Source organism: Marinimicrobium locisalis, assembly GCF_039822625.1.
In the GTDB taxonomy this organism is placed as follows: Bacteria; Pseudomonadota; Gammaproteobacteria; order Pseudomonadales; family Cellvibrionaceae; genus Marinimicrobium; species Marinimicrobium locisalis.
In genome coordinates this window covers 87784-102559 of sequence record NZ_JBDLLG010000009.1, presented here as the reverse complement: position 1 = coordinate 102559, position 14776 = coordinate 87784, and the positions used below count along the sequence as shown (strand labels likewise).

Genomic DNA, 14776 nt, shown 5'->3' with positions numbered 1-14776 from the left:
GACTGCCCGTTAAGTGGGCAGGGTGTTTAAGCGAGCGCTCGGTTCAAGCGGGAATGGTGCGTTCCGCCGCCCATTGACGCAGGTGCTGCAGTTTCTCCGCCATCACCACCGAAAGCGGACTGGTGTTGGCAATTTCCCTCAGAATGCACTCGGTGGCGATACCAGTGCGCTCAGACCCATACCGTGCCGCTACAATGGCCTGCTCGATCTCCGCCCCGGAAAATCCTTCGCTCGCCTCGCCTAGCTGTTTCAAGTCAAACAGGTCCGGGTTTAGATCACGCTTGCGCAGGTGAATGTCAAAAATCGCCTGACGAACCGAGGCGTCGGGCAGGTCCACGAAAAAGATTTCATCCACTCGGCCCTTGCGAATCAGTTCCGGGGGCAACCGACTGATGTCGTTGCTGGTGGCGGTAAAGAAAACCGAGTTTTTCCGCTCCGCCATCCAGGTCAGTAGGGTACCGAGCATTCGCCGCGACGTGCCGTCATCACTGTTGCCCTGGGCCAGCCCTTTTTCAATTTCATCCAGCCAGAGCACGCAGGGCGCCATGGCATCGGCCATGGCCAGGGCCTCGCGCAGGTTGCGTTCGGTTTCGCCGTGGTACTTGTTATACAGGGCGCCGACGTCCAAGCGTAGCAGGGGCAGGTTCCAGGTGCCGGCCACGGCTTTGGCGGCGAGGCTCTTGCCCCCACCTTGAACCCCCAGTAAAAGAATCCCCCGGGGTTGCTCCATTCCCGGGTCGCGGCTGTGGAACGCCTGGGCCCGGGCTTGCAGCCACTGCTTCAGATTGTCGAGCCCGGCGACCTGAGAGAAGTCCGCCGTCTCGTACTCGTAGCTCATGACGCCGCCCATATCCAGCAGGGAAAACTTGGCTTCGTTGACCACCGGAAGATCTTCCTCGGTGATGGCTCCGTCCTGCCAAATCGCAATGCGTACCAGCCGCCGGACATCGCTGGCGGACAGGCCTTGCAGGTTGGCCATCAGGCGGCGCAACGTTTTGTTGTCCGTTTTAATGCGCTTTTGGCCGTTCTGCTCGGCGTAGTGGCGGGCCTCCTCGCGAATAATCGCCAAAATACGCTCGTCGCTGGGCAGCGACAACTGGAAAGAGGCGCTGTAGCGGCTGATTTCCGGGGGCAGGTTCAGGCGGTGGCTGAGCAGTATGACGGCATGGGGTACTTGGCCGTGGTTAAGGGCAATGTCCTTGAGCAGTCGTACATTGTGGGGTTGGTCGGTCAGGTAGGGATGTAAGTCGCACAGTAGGTAAATACCCGGCGTTTGTGCCTGTTTGATGTGCTCAAGCACCTCGCTTGGGTCCTGGTGTTCGCGCTTCTTGGGGACCAGTTGCGGGCCGAACCCCAACCGAATCAGCCCGTCGGTCACTGACCAGCGGTAGAATGTTCGGTTTTTATCCCGGGCGACGCGTTGAAGCAGCGTGATGGTTTTGTTTTCCTCGTGGGTTTCAATCACCACCAGGGGCACGCGCGAGTCCAGCATCAGCTTGAGGTCGTGTGCGTCTTGCATCCGGTTTTCTTCCTTTCGGTTTTTTTATGGGTTGGCAACCTGCCAACGATAAAAAGCGGGGAAGGGCTCGTCAAGCCCCATCCCCACAAACGTTGCCTCAGTAATAGTTCAGCTCTCGCGCCTTGCCCCAGAAGACCCGGTAGGCAAATAAGGTATAGAAGATAATGGCGGGCAGCACAATGATAACCCCTACCAGAATAAACCAGAGGGATTCCGGGGCGCTGGCGGCCTCCCAAAAGGTGATTTGCTCGGGGACCACATAGGGGAAAAAGCTGTAAGCCAGGGCGGAGTAGGCCAATACAAAGAGCCCGATGGTGCAGGCGAAGGGGACCCAGCAACCCGCGTCATTATCGTGGGGGAAGTGTGCCAGGTAGCGGTCGTTGACCAGAAATAGCACAAAACACAGTGCCGGAATCAGCAGCAGAAACAGCGCTGGACCGCCACCCAGCCATTTGTCGAACACCCGCTCGCTGATCAAAGGGTTGACCACCGAAACGCTCACCAGCCCCAGCGCCATCAACCAGGCGCAGCGACGGGCCCAGAGCGCAGCACGGGCCTGAAGGTCGCCCTCGGTTTTCATAACCAGCCAAGCGGCGCCAATCAGACTGTAGCCGGCCGTTACGCACACCGCGCTCAGTACAGCGAAGGCGTAGGCGGCGGGTGAGCGCTCAAACCCCATAACATATAGCCCCAGCATATAGCCTTGGGAAAGGGTCGCCAGCAGCGAGCCGCCCCAGAACGCCAAGTCCCACCGGCCCTTGTAAACCACCGGCGCCTTGGCGCGAAAGTCAAACGCGACGCCGCGCAGAATCAGCCCCGCCAGCATAAAGGTGACGGGCAAGTACAGCTGATACAAAATGACGTTATGGGCCATGGGGAAGGCAATCAAAATAATGCCGACCCCCAGCACTAGCCAGGTTTCGTTGGCGTCCCAGAACGGACCAATGGAGGAAATCATGGTGTCGCGCTGGGTCTCGGAATCGCGCGGCAGCAAAATGCCGACACCCAGGTCATAGCCGTCCAGAATGGCGTAAACCAAAAACGCCAGCCCCATTAGGGCCATAAATGTCAGGGGTAGCCAGTAAGCTTCGCCGGTCACCATCAGTAGGCTCCTCCTTCGTTGGCAGTCATGGGGTTGTAGCGGTCTTGCAGGGTTTGAACTTCTTCGTCGCGGTCGATTTTCACCGCTTTGCGGGCGATCAAAAACAGCGTGGCAATATAGGCCACCAGGAGCACGGCATACAGAGTGAGATAGATTGCCAGTGATGTCGCGACATTGCCCGGCGGGACCGCCGTGACCGCCTCTTCAGTGGTCAGTACCCCGGTCACAAGATAGGGCTGTCGGCCGATTTCGGTCACGTACCAACCGGCGAGGGTGGCGACCCAGCCGGAAAAACTCATGCCCACCAGCACCCGCAGCATCCACTTCGGCAGGGCGTCGCGTCGCCAGAGAAGGCCACTGGCGGCCCAGGAGACGGCCAGCATCAATACGCCGAGCCCGACCATGATCCGAAACCCCCAAAATACCGGCGCCACCGGCGGGTGCTCATTCTCAAACTCGTTCAAGCCTTTTACTTCCCCCTGCCAGTCGTGGGTCAGGATAAAGCTGGCGCCGCCGGGAACTTCCAGCGCAAAGCGGTTGCGTTTCTCTTCTTCATCGGGAAGGCCAAACAACACCAGAGGCGCCCCCTTTTCGGTCTCCCAAAGCCCTTCCATGGCGGCGACTTTTGCGGGTTGGTGCTCCAAGGTGTTAAGCCCGTGCAAGTCTCCCAGCAGAATCTGGAGGGGGATCAGCAGGGCTGCGGCGTAGATCGCCGTTTTTAGAGTAAGCCGGGGTGCTGGCTTGTGGTCGCCTTTAAGCAGGCGGTAGGCTGATAAACCGGCCATCAGGAAGGCGGCTGTCAGGCCCGAGGCCACCATCATGTGCAGTAGGCGGTAGGGCATGGAGGGATTAAAAAGAATGGCCAGCCAGTCCACCGGGTAGGCGACCCCCTCGCGCATTTCAAACCCCACGGGGGTGTGCATCCAGGAGTTCAAAGACAGAATCCAAAACGCCGACAGGCTAGTGCCGACCGCCACCAGAAACGTAGCGATGGTGTGAACCCGATTGGACACCCGGTTAATGCCGAAGAGCATAATACCGAGAAAGGTGGCTTCCATAAAAAAGGCGGTGAGCACTTCATAGCCCAACAACGGTCCGGCAATGTTGCCGACGGTGCCCATAAAGCCCGGCCAGTTGGTTCCGAACTGGAATGACATGGTGATGCCACTGACCACACCCAGGGCAAAACTCAGAGCGAAGACCTTTACCCAGAAGCGGTAGGCTCGCATCCACACCTCTTCGCCGGTGCGATTGTGCTGAACTTTAAAATAGAACAGGAACCACGCCAGGGCGATGGTGATGGTCGGGAACAGAATGTGAAAGCTGATGTTGGCGGCGAACTGAATACGGGATAGCAGCAGCGTTTCCATTAGGGGTACCTACTTCATAAACCGATCTTTCATGTCCAGAACCTTGCTCAGACTGCCCCCAAGCTTGAGCAGATTGCGCAAGTTGTTCTGGTCCAGGCGCTGAATTTCCACCGTCCATTGGGTGAGCATTTCGATCATTTCGTGCATGTCGCGCATTCGGTCTTGCGCGTACTCCTCCTCTCGGTTAGCGGGCTGCTCCAGCAACAGTCCACGCAAGGTGGACAGGGTGGGGTCGATTTCTCGTTTCCGGCGCTGCTCGATTAGGGTTTTGGCGATCTCCCAGACATCATCCGGCGCCGAATAAAACTCTTTCCGCTCGCCGGGAATATGTTGCAGCCGCACCAGCTCCCAGGATTGTAGCTCCTTTAGCCCCATACTGACGTTGGAGCGGGAGAAGCCCAGGGCTGCGGCAATATCGTCGGCGCAAAGGGGCTCCTCACTCAGGACCAGCAGAGCGTACATTTGGCCCACTGTGCGGTTGATGCCCCAGCGGCTACCCATTTCACCAAAATGCAACACGCAGGATTGAATCATGGGGGTTAGATGTTCAGCCATTAGGGGGTACTCCATAAGTTTCAGTAATTACTGAAATTACAGTAATGACAGATAGTCGTCAACCTCGGACGCGGGGTTCGGGTCGGGGCTCTACGTCGAACGTCGATGCCCAATTCTGGTCATGAATTAGAGTGGCCTGATTCCTGCACTGCTATGCTCAGTAGTGTCTGATTTACGAGACTGTGACGAGCGAAACCAATAAGGACGATCACCATGAGTGAGTTGTTGTCTGACACCCAACCCCCTCTTTGGCCCCCGGCACTTTTGGAGGAATGGGGCGTGCTCGGCCGGGAAGCGCCGGCGGACGAGGCGACCCTGGCGCGCCAACTGGACCTTCCGGAACCGGTCATTCAGCACCTGGTGGGGGTTTACGGCCCGCTGACCGAGCGCTTGGCCCGGCGCCTTCCGACCTTCGATCAACCGATGGTGCTTGGCATTAACGGGGCCCAGGGCACCGGTAAATCCACGGCGGCGGAAGTGATTGCCCACATGCTGGAACTTCGCGGGTTCAGTGTTTGTCGTCTTTCCATTGATGATCTGTACCTGACTCGGGCCGAACGGGCCGAGCTGGCGCAATCGGTTCATCCGCTGCTGGCCACCCGAGGAGTACCGGGTACCCACGATGTGAGGCTCGGGCTGCAGCTGTTGTCGGACCTGGCGGAAGCCGGCCCGGCTACCCACCTGAGCATTCCGCGCTTTGACAAGGCCCGGGATGACCGTCGTCCAGAGAGCCAATGGGAGCCCTGGCAGGGGCGCCCGCACCTGGTGGTGTTCGAGGGCTGGTGCGTGGGGGCCCGCCCCCAGCCGGAGGAAGCCTTGACCGAACCCATGAATGAGCTCGAGCGAACCGAAGACCCGGACGGGCGCTGGCGCCGCTATGTGAACGAACAACTGAAAGGTTATGAAGCCCTTTTTTCCCAGTTGGACGACTTGCTGATGCTCAAAGCCCCCTCCTTTGAACAGGTTTACCAGTGGCGTTCCGAACAGGAAGAAGCGTTGGCGCGAACGATGGCCGCCAAGGGCGAGGAGACCGCCGGCTTGATGTCCTCGGCACAGCTGCGTCGCTTTATTGACCACTACGAGCGTTTGACCCGCTGGATATTGACCGAAATGCCTGAGCGGGCCGATTTGGTGTTTTCGTTGAATCGGCAGCACCGGGTCGACCGCATCTGCGCACCATCCGCGTCAACGAGCTCTGGAGAAACCGCCCTATGAGCCGGCCCATTATTGTGTTTACCGATCTGGACGGGACGCTACTGAACCACCATGACTACGATTGGTCGGCGGCCAAACCGGCATTGGCGGCGCTGCGTGAACGTGAGATTCCCCTGGTGCTGGTTTCCAGTAAAACCGACGTGGAGATGCTGGCATTGCGCCGGGAACTAGGGAACACCGACCCGCTGGTGTGCGAGAACGGCAGCCTGATACTGATTCCCGAACCGTTGCTGGCGCCGCTGGGCATTGAGGTGGATCCGCGCTCTATCAGTGATCATTACTACTATGACTACCGAGGCCTGCCGCGCGAGCAGATTTTGGCGGTGCTCAATGGGCTAAAACCGGACTATCGCTTCACCGGCTTCGCCTGGATGACGGACGAGGAAGTGGCTCAGCACACCGGGTTAAGCCCGGAGGCCGCGGCGCTGGCCGGGCAGCGCAAGGCGTCCGAGCCCATTGTCTGGCGCGACACGCCCAAGGCCTTCGAAGCGTTTGAGCGTGACCTGGGAAAACGTAAGTTGCGCATTGTCAAAGGTGGGCGTTTTTATCATGTTATGGGGCGGTGTGATAAAGGCGATGCGGTAGGCCGCTTGCAACAGCGATATCGGCACCACTTCGGCGCAACGCCCTTCAGCATTGCCCTGGGGGATAGCCCGAATGATTTGGACATGCTCAAACAAGTGGATGCCGCGGCCATTATTCCGCACAGCGATGGCTCACACCTGGAGGATCCTGCACTAAGTCAGGCCTACCTTGCACCAAAGGAGGGCGCCGCCGGCTGGAACGAGGCGGTGCTCACACTCATCACCCGCTAGCGATGGGAAGCCACCGACGCTCCTGCGGCAGCGTTAACGGTGGCCTGCTCAGAGACCAAAACGGACAACGAGGACAACGATTATGAGTGACTTTTTTCAGAACGGCCGTATCGCGACCTTGCACAACCTGGGCGACCGTCCCCTGGAAGCCATGGAAGCCGAGCTGAACCAGTGGCGGGAGAAAAAGCCCATGTGTTTGGTGTTGCCCTGCCTGTATTCCGAGCTGCAGGGGCCGGCACTGGAGAATATTATCCAGGAGTTGAGTAAAGTCACCTATCTGGATGAGATTATCATCGGTCTGGACCGGGCGACGGAAGAAGAGTTTAAACACGCCAAGGAGTTTTTCTCCCGCCTGCCCCAACGCCACCATATTCTTTGGAACGATGGGCCGCGCCTCAAGGCGATTGATCATATGCTGGATGAGTACGGGCTGGCGCCCAATGAGCTGGGCAAGGGGCGCAACGTTTGGTACTGCCTGGGCTATGCGTTGGCCTCCGACCGTGCCAAGGCGGTGGCGTTGCACGACTGCGACATCCTCACCTACAAACGGGACATTGTCGCCAAGCTGTTTTACCCGGTGGTTCACCCGACCTTCAAGTATGCTTTTTGTAAGGGCTACTACTATCGAGCGGCGCATGGCAAGTTGAACGGCCGGGTGAGTCGGCTGTTGGTTTCACCGCTGGTGCGCGCGCTGGAAAAAGTGTTTGGCCACGACGACTATTTGGAGTTTATTGACAGTTTTCGCTACCCGCTGGCCGGGGAATTCTCGATGATTATGGATGTGGTCGGCTCCATTCGTATTCCCAGTGACTGGGGGCTGGAGATTGGCGTGCTCTCGGAGGTGAACCGGCGCTACTCGGACGAGCGGGTTTGTCAGGTGGATATTGCCGACGCCTACGATCACAAACACCAGGATCTTTCCCCAGACAACCCGGAGGGGGGGCTGTCCAAGATGAGCACGGACATTTCCAAATCCCTTTTCCGAAAGCTCGCGATAAAAGGGGTGGTCTTCACGCCGGAGGTGTTTCGTACCATTAAGGCCAGCTACTATCGTGTGGCACTGGACTTGGTTGATCGCTACCACAACGATGCGGTCATCAACGGCATGACGCTGGATCGGAATCAGGAGGAAAACGCCGTCGAGCTGTTTACCACCTGTATTATGCGCGCGGGGGACCAGTTTTTGAATGACCCTACCGAGCGACCGTTTATGGCGAATTGGTCGAGGGTGCTAAGCGCGGTCCCGGATGTGTATGAACAGTTGCTGGAAGCCGTGGAGAAAGACAACGGTAAGTAGAAATAATTGTGTCGGGTGGCGCTAGCGCTTACCCAACCTACGCGTTACTCGGTTTATCCAAAGCGAAAACTAGGCGTAGGTTGGGTAAGCGCAGCGCCACCCAACAAATGACGTAAAGGCCCTTCGCTCTCTGACTAGTGCCGCAGGCGTAGAGCGGATAAGCCCAAGGCGCATCCGCCATCCCTCTCTGTCCTAAAGTGCCTTCTCATAATTCGTCAACCAAACACACTGATACGGCGCCAGAGTTAAGGTGCCGTACAGGTCTGCAATGGGCTCACCGCTGATCAAATCCAGCCAGCTCTTTGTGCTGAGCAAATTGAGACTGGTCAGACACACCTCCTGCGGCCGATCACTCATATTATTCAAACAGAAAATGCTTTGCGTCCGACGCAGGCTTTGCCGCCAGAAACCGAACACCTCCTCCTGCAGGTGCAAGGGAAACTGGGTGGCGTTCGGGTGAAAGGCCGGTTGCGAACGGCGCAGCGCAATCAAACGCCTGAGTTCCCGGAAAATTCGGTAGTGGGGCGTTTCCGGGTCTTCCAGGAGCGCTTCCAATTCCCCGAGGTGCCAGTTTTTGCGATTAATCGAACGGTTGTGCTGGGTGGCTTCCAGCTTGTCCAGGTCGTTCGGGGTGGCGAATAAGGTATGGAGGTAGAAGGCGGGAATCCCTTCCAGGGCGAGCATAATAATCTGCGAGCACAACAGCCTCGCCTCCTGCCACCGGTCGGTGCCCTGGTAGGTGCCCTTAAACGCATCAAACAAGCTGATATTGGCCTCGTAGGGCTTGCTGTGGCCCTGTAAATCCGTTCGGCTGGAAATGCGCCCGCCGAACGATTGCAGGGTACTTAGAAAGGTAGTCAGCTCCTCGTCCGACAAATAGCCTTCGGCGGGGCGCAGGCCGATGCCGTCATGGGAGGCGGTAAAGTTCAAGTAGGCACAGCCCATGGGGGAGGGTGGCATACTCATCAACCAGTTTTTAAGGTATTGGCCGGTGCCGCAGAGAAGAGCGTGGATAACCAGGGGCGGGAAGCTGAAGTTGTAGATTAAGTGTGCTTCGTTACTGTTGCCGAAGTAGGTCAGGTTCTCCAAGTTCGGAACATTGGTTTCGCTGATCAAAATGGCGTGGGCATTTTTGTACTCCATCAACAGCCGCACGAGTTTGACCACTTCGTGAGTTTGAGGCAAATGAATGCATGGAGTGCCAATTTCCTTCCACAGAAAGGCCACGGCGTCCAGGCGCAACCATTGAATCCCCTTATCCAGGTATAGGCCGATGATACGCAAGTATTCCAGCAGCACCTTGGGGTTGCGAAAGTCCACGTCGACCTGGTCGTGGCTGAAGGTACACCAGACGTGCTTCAGTCCGTCGTTGGTTTCCACGGCTCTGAGCAGGGGGCTGGTGCGTGGGCGCACGACCATGGAGAGGTCGTAGTGGGGGCTGGCTTCGACGAAGTAGTCCCGCCCGGGGTCTTTACCGTATTGGTAGTTTTTGAACCAACCGCTGTGGCTGGAGACATGGTTGATGACCAGGTCGCCCATGAATTTGAAGTCTTGCGCCAGGGCTTCGATGTCTTCCCACTCTCCCAGCTCGGGGTCCACTTGGGTGTAGTCGATGACGGCGAAGCCGCCGTCGGAGCTGTGGGGGAAGAAGGGGAGTATATGCACGGCGGTGAAAGTGTCCTGGAGCCGCTGGTGCAGGAATTGTTCGAGGGTGTCCAGGGGTTTTTGGTTGGGGGTGCGGATGGAGTTGCCGTAGGTGATGAGCAGACAGTCTTGTTCGGACCAGAGTTGTTCGGGGGGTATAATGGCGCGGTTGAGGCGCGGGCCGATGGCTTCGAGGCACTGTTCGGTGAGGGTTTCGGTGTCGGTTTGTGGGTAAAGGTAGCTGAGTAGAGCGCTGAGTTTGGTTTTCAGCTCGGGCAGTGACAAAAAGTCGGTGGTCATAGTCAGGGCTCTCTTCGGTATGGGTACACTCTGTCTTTTACTACTTTAGCAGCTGCAAGATTTATACCGGTCAGTTGGGGTGCCTTTAGCTGGTTCCGGGCCTCGGAGGTGTATACCTCTCGGGGACCCGCCGTAAATCCATCCATGGAGGCTTCTCATCGGCATCCATGCCGCGGCTTTGGCTTCCTGCGTCGCCCTAGCACCTACATCCCTGTAGGCGTCAGAGAGTCCCCGACAGGTATACACCGTCGAGGTCCTCAGTGCCAAGCTGTTCCCCTGGGTAGGGTAGGTAAGCGCAGCGCCACCTACCATTTGAATGGGAGCCAAACCCTAAGCCCGGCCGTGTTTACGGAACAGTAATTTGGTAGGTGGCGCTGCGCTTACCAACCCTACGTACTAATAACCTACCAGCTACAAGGCGGTGTATTTCGCTCTCACCGCGCGCTCCCCTAGTGGCAGAGGGCGTGACTGGGCGCAGGATGGACCGGTTGTAGACTCTCTGAGGCATGGACGCCGATGAGAAGCCCCCAGGGATGGGTTCACGGCGGGTTTCCAACCGGTCTACCCTACGCCCCTCCCCAAACACTGTTCGAAGCTACAGCACAGTACTCAACAACATCACGACAACCAGCCCAACCACACCCAGGATAGTCTCCAAAACCGTCCAGGAAGCCAGAGTTTGGCGTTCGGTCAGGCCCATAAACTGCTTGACCAGCCAGAAGCCCGAATCGTTCACGTGAGACAGAACCGTCGCGCCGCAGGCGATGGCGATGGTGATGCACGCCACCACCCCGTCCGAATGGCTGCCCGCCTCCACGAGTGGGGCGACCAAGCCCGCGCTGGTCACCATGGCCACGGTGGCGGACCCCTGAGAGACGCGGATGACCGTGGCCACCAGGAAGGCAAACAGCACCACCGGCAGGTTGGAGGCGGTCATGGCATTGACCAAGGCGTCCCCCACCCCAGCGGTGATCAGCACTTTGCCGAAGACACCGCCGGCGCCGGTGAGCAGGATGATCATCCCCACCGGCTCCATCGAGCGGGTGGCCACCCGCTGGATTTCCTCCCGGCTGAAGCCCTGGCGGGTGCCGAGGAAGTAGAAAGAGAGCAAGCACGCCACCAGCAGGGCGGTGAAGGGGTGGCCGATGAAGGCCATCAACTGGGCGATGCCGTGGCCCTCCGGGAGCCAGGTTTTGGTGGCGGTGTTGAGAAGTATCATTACCAGGGGCACCAAGATGATGCTGATGACCAGGGCGAAGCCGGGCAGGGGGCGGTCGCTCTCGGCGTCTTCTTTCGCCTGCGCCGTTTCGGGCATCACGGTGTGAATGCGGTTGCCGACATAGCGGCCGAAGACGATACCGCCCAGGATAGCGGCGGGTATGCCGGCGATCAGGCCCACCAGGATCACCCAGCCGAGGTCGGCGCCCAGGAGGGAGGCGACTGCTACCGGACCCGGCGTGGGAGGAATGAACGAATGGGCAACGGCAATGCCGGCGACCAGCGGCAAGCCGTAGAACAGGAGCGACTTCCCGGTCCGTTTGGCCAGACTGTAGACCAGGGGAATAAACAGAATCAGGGCCACTTCAAAGAATACCGGAATGGCGACGATCAACCCCAGTGTCATCAGTGCCCAGGGGGCCCGCTCCGAGCCGGCTTTTCGGGTCAGGGTGTGGGCGATTTGCCGGGCACCGCCGGAGACCTGGAGGATCTCCCCGATCATGGTGCCCAGGCCGATAACGATGGCGATATAGCCCAGCGTGCCGCCCATGCCCTCCTGAATAACGCTCGCCACCTCCGGCAGCGGAACGCCCGCGGCGATGGCCACGCCCATGCTGACCAGCAGCAAGGCAATGAACGCCTGCAAGCGCAGCGCCATAATGAGAAACAACAGCACCGCGATGCTGACCACGGTAACGGAGAGCAAGTAGGGGGCGGACATTTTTTATTATCTCCTGGCGTTGCGGGGTTGCCGAGACGGGTGTAGGTTTACAGCGTCAGCCCCGTGAGCTAATGGGCCTCCTCAATGGCCCCGACCGCCCGGTAAACTCGCTCCAGCACTTGGCTGACCGGGGGCTGGATGTCGATGGGGACTATGTCCGGTTCATCGGCACTAGGACGCTCCAGGGCGCTGAGCTGGCTTTCGAGCAGGGAGGGGGGCATAAAGTGGCCCTCCCGGCTACTCATGCGTTGGGCAATGGTGTCGGCATCGCCGTCGAGGAAGAGGAAGTGGGTGTCCATATTGCAATGGCGCAGCGGCTCCCGGTGGCGTCGCTTTAACCCGGAAAAGGCGAGCACGCAGTCTTCCCCCCGGGCGGCGCGCTCTTTTAAATGGGCGCACAGGCGCTCGATCCAGGGTACCCGCATTTCGTCGGTCAGTGGGTGGCCGGCCGCCATATGGGCTTTGGCCGAATCGCTATGGAAGTTATCGGCGTCCAGGTACCGGTACCCAAAATGTTCGGCCAAGGCGGCCGCCACCGTGGACTTGCCGGCGCCGGAAACGCCCATCAAAATAAACAGCTTGGACACGGACTGTGCTCCTGTGCGACACGAGGGCTAGGGACATAAGAGTCACCGCCAGGACCGTTGCAACGGTGGCGGTGAGATTTATGCGACCATAGTTTACAGGTTAAAGCTGCAAGCCTACCGTCTTTATTATGTTAGCGCAAACATCAAGGCTGTGATATTCTCCACGGTTTTCGAAAGGAGTATTACGGTGACTACCCGAGCCCGCAAAACATACCATGACAACGTCACGCTTGCCGACGTCGCCAGGGCGGCGGGCGTGAGCGGAATCACCGTTTCCAGGGTCATAAATCATCCTAATAAAGTGTCGCCTTCAACGCGACAGGCCGTCCAGGAGACAATCGATATGCTCGGATATATTCCCAACCAGTCTGCCAGTTCCCTGGCATCCGCCCGTTCGCGGGTCATTGGCGTGGTGATTCCCTCGCTCTCCAACGTGGTGTACACCGATGTGCTACGCGGCATCTACGATGTGGCCGGCACCACCGGCTACAAAGTGGTGATGGTGGATAGCCACTATTCGGCCCTGGAGGAGGAGCGCATGGTGCGCACACTGCTCAGCCAGGCCCCCGAGGCCATGATCCTTACCGGTGGGGAGCAGACCCGCGCCTGTGAACGTCTGTTGCTGAAAGCAAAAGTGCCTATCGTGCAGATGATGGACCTGTTGGAGGAGCCGTTGGATATGAACGTGGGGATCTCCCACTATGAGGCGGGGCGGGCCGTGGCGGAGCGGTTGCTGGAGGCCGGCTACGGCCAGCTTGGGTTTATCGGCGCCCGAATGGACACACGGGTAAAGCAGCGTATGGCGGGCTTTCAGGCGGTGCTGGAGGAGCGCGGGCGCTTCTGGAAAAATTTTGTGATGACCACTGACCAGCCCTCTTCCATCGAGCTTGGGGGAGAGTTGTTCAGAAAGCTGATGGCGCAGTCGGGGGACGTACTCGATGGGGTTTTTTGCTGCAACGACGACCTGGCCCTCGGCGCCCTGTTTGAAAGTCAGCGAATGGGCATTTCCGTGCCCTCGGAGCTGGGGTTGTGCGGATTTAACGATTTTGAGGTCTCCGCCTTTACCAACCCCTCTCTGAGCAGTGTCTCCGTGCCGCGGTACGAGATGGGCGTGATGGCGGCGGAGATGGTGGTGGCGGCGCTGTCGGGCACTGAGCCGGAACAGACGCGGCGCGATTTGGGGTTTGAGGTCACGCTGCGCCAGTCCACGGACCATCTGTAGCCGCCCGACAGGCGCCCTCTTAAGCGCTTTTGCGCAGCTCGACCTTCTCTTCCCGAAGCGTTAGGTATTTAAGCCAGGCCTGTTCGATGGGGTTCTTTGGGGCGGCCTGGCGGGCGATGACCTTTAAGAGGTGGCGGTCGTCGTCGGTGGGGTTGGATACCTCACCGCGGCCCAGGGCCGTAATCAGCGCGCCGTGCTTGCGGATCAGCCGGGCCTGGCTGCTCGAGAGTCGGCCGGCGTGTTCAAAGCCCGCGGGAAAGTGTTTCGGGTCTTGAAACGGCTGCTTGAGGTAATGTTCACGGGGCAACATCGCTTGTCTCCTTTACCGGGTTCAACACAGCCACCGTATACGATGATTCTGGCAGAAATGTGTCAATTCGATGGTATTTTAAAGACAAGGTAGGAAATGGCGTTTCAGCCAGATACAAAAAAACCGGCCACGAAGCCGGTTTTTTTGTGGAGGCCGGAGAACCGACCTCGAAGTGCGGCACGGGCGTCGCTTACGACGCCATGGCCTTGATGCGGCCATTCAGGCGGCTCTTATGACGAGCGGCCTTGTTTTTGTGCAGCAGGCCTTTGTCGGCCATGCGGTCAATCACTGGAACGGCGGCAACGTAAGCGGTTTTGGCCGCTTCCTGGTCGCCGTTATCAATGGCCTTGACCACGTTCTTGATGTAGGTGCGCGTCATGGAGCGCAGGCTGGCGTTGTGCTGGCGAGCCTTTTCGTTCTGGCGAGCGCGCTTCTTGGATTGAGGTGTATTGGCCACCGTGGAGCTCCTGTTACGTAATCAGACTGAAATTCGTTCGTCCGGCAACATTCACACAAGCCGGAATCAAGGACGCGACATTATGCCCATTTGCGCTCATATGTCAACTGTCCTGCTCCCAATGTTGGGTGTCTTTTCGGTAGGGCAGCCCCACATGCAAGGCCGCCTTACCCACGATGTGAGCACTAACCGGCGCGGTGATGAACAGAAATAGCGCGATCAGCAGCTCGTGCAGGCTCAATCCCTCACCACGAGTGCTGAAAAAAAGCATGGAGCCGACAATGATGCTGCCGACCCCCAGCGTGGTGGCCTTGGTAGGGCCGTGCAGGCGCATAAAGAAATCCGGCAGCCGCACCAGCCCCAGAGAGCCAATCAGCGCGAAGCTCGCGCCAATGAGAAGCAGTAGGCAAATGAGCCATTCCAACCAGCTTGTGTCTTCCACGG

General features: G+C 58.7%; 15 protein-coding genes. 4 read left to right on the top strand and 11 right to left on the bottom strand.

Annotated elements, in window-relative coordinates; translation table 11 throughout:
* Positions 1-43: 43 nt before the first annotated feature.
* The 4 genes from AAE514_RS07290 to AAE514_RS07275 all read right to left on the bottom strand — a co-directional run bounded on the left by AAE514_RS07290 (position 44) and on the right by AAE514_RS07275 (position 4546).
* Positions 44-1519 (bottom strand): AAA family ATPase, encoded by a 1476-nt coding sequence (locus AAE514_RS07290; RefSeq protein WP_347330870.1) that lies wholly within the window; start codon positions 1517-1519, stop codon positions 44-46.
* A gap of 97 nt (positions 1520-1616) precedes the next feature.
* Positions 1617-2621 (bottom strand): cytochrome d ubiquinol oxidase subunit II, encoded by a 1005-nt coding sequence (locus tag AAE514_RS07285; RefSeq protein WP_347330869.1) that lies wholly within the window; start codon positions 2619-2621, stop codon positions 1617-1619.
* Positions 2621-3991: a cytochrome ubiquinol oxidase subunit I gene (locus AAE514_RS07280; protein ID WP_347330868.1), complete on the bottom strand. Its 1371-nt coding sequence runs from the start codon at positions 3989-3991 to the stop codon at positions 2621-2623. Before AAE514_RS07280 ends, AAE514_RS07285 begins: the two co-directional genes overlap by 1 nt.
* A gap of 9 nt (positions 3992-4000) precedes the next feature.
* Complete coding sequence (locus AAE514_RS07275) at positions 4001-4546, bottom strand: GbsR/MarR family transcriptional regulator (protein ID WP_347330867.1); 546 nt, start codon at positions 4544-4546, stop codon at positions 4001-4003.
* A gap of 213 nt (positions 4547-4759) precedes the next feature.
* Between AAE514_RS07275 and AAE514_RS07270 the strand changes: the two genes are divergently transcribed.
* The 3 genes from AAE514_RS07270 to AAE514_RS07260 all read left to right on the top strand — a co-directional run bounded on the left by AAE514_RS07270 (position 4760) and on the right by AAE514_RS07260 (position 7873).
* Positions 4760-5761: a phosphoribulokinase gene (locus AAE514_RS07270; RefSeq protein WP_347330866.1), complete on the top strand. Its 1002-nt coding sequence runs from the start codon at positions 4760-4762 to the stop codon at positions 5759-5761.
* Entirely contained in the window at positions 5758-6576 is an 819-nt protein-coding gene (locus tag AAE514_RS07265; RefSeq protein WP_347330865.1) for an HAD-IIB family hydrolase, read from the top strand. The genes AAE514_RS07270 and AAE514_RS07265 overlap by 4 nt, the downstream gene beginning before the upstream one ends.
* Before the next feature lie 82 nt (positions 6577-6658).
* Positions 6659-7873: a glycosyltransferase family protein gene (locus AAE514_RS07260; RefSeq protein ID WP_347330864.1), complete on the top strand. Its 1215-nt coding sequence runs from the start codon at positions 6659-6661 to the stop codon at positions 7871-7873.
* Between the two features lie 192 nt (positions 7874-8065).
* Here the strand turns inward: AAE514_RS07260 and AAE514_RS07255 are convergent, their stop codons facing one another.
* The 4 genes from AAE514_RS07255 to AAE514_RS07240 all read right to left on the bottom strand — a co-directional run bounded on the left by AAE514_RS07255 (position 8066) and on the right by AAE514_RS07240 (position 12628).
* Positions 8066-9817 (bottom strand): alpha-amylase family glycosyl hydrolase, encoded by a 1752-nt coding sequence (locus tag AAE514_RS07255; RefSeq protein WP_347330863.1) that lies wholly within the window; start codon positions 9815-9817, stop codon positions 8066-8068.
* Between the two features lie 595 nt (positions 9818-10412).
* Positions 10413-11756, bottom strand: coding sequence for a GntP family permease (locus AAE514_RS07250; protein WP_347330862.1), 1344 nt, complete (start codon positions 11754-11756; stop codon positions 10413-10415).
* A 68-nt stretch (positions 11757-11824) separates the two neighbouring features.
* Positions 11825-12343: a gluconokinase gene (locus AAE514_RS07245; RefSeq protein ID WP_347330861.1), complete on the bottom strand. Its 519-nt coding sequence runs from the start codon at positions 12341-12343 to the stop codon at positions 11825-11827.
* Positions 12344-12469: 126 nt separating this feature from the next.
* Positions 12470-12628, bottom strand: coding sequence for a hypothetical protein (locus tag AAE514_RS07240; protein ID WP_347330927.1), 159 nt, complete (start codon positions 12626-12628; stop codon positions 12470-12472).
* Between AAE514_RS07240 and AAE514_RS07235 the strand changes: the two genes are divergently transcribed.
* On the top strand, positions 12600-13565 hold the full coding sequence (locus tag AAE514_RS07235) for a LacI family DNA-binding transcriptional regulator (RefSeq protein WP_347330924.1): 966 nt from the start codon (positions 12600-12602) through the stop codon (positions 13563-13565). The two genes, AAE514_RS07240 and AAE514_RS07235, sit on opposite strands and share 29 nt — an antisense overlap.
* Positions 13566-13584: 19 nt before the next feature.
* Here AAE514_RS07235 and maoP read toward each other — a convergent pair whose 3' ends face one another.
* From maoP to AAE514_RS07220, 3 genes are all read right to left on the bottom strand, one after another.
* The gene (maoP, locus tag AAE514_RS07230) at positions 13585-13875 is read right to left on the bottom strand and encodes a DUF413 domain-containing protein (RefSeq protein WP_347330860.1); all 291 of its coding nucleotides are present in this window, start codon (positions 13873-13875) and stop codon (positions 13585-13587) included.
* 190 nt (positions 13876-14065) lie between these two features.
* A complete protein-coding gene (gene rpsT, locus AAE514_RS07225; RefSeq protein WP_347330859.1) occupies positions 14066-14332 on the bottom strand; it encodes a 30S ribosomal protein S20 in 267 nt (88 codons plus the stop codon).
* 103 nt (positions 14333-14435) lie between these two features.
* Positions 14436-14774, bottom strand: a complete 339-nt coding sequence (locus AAE514_RS07220) for a Na+/H+ antiporter subunit G (protein ID WP_347330858.1) — start codon at positions 14772-14774, stop codon at positions 14436-14438.
* Positions 14775-14776 lie beyond the last annotated feature (2 nt).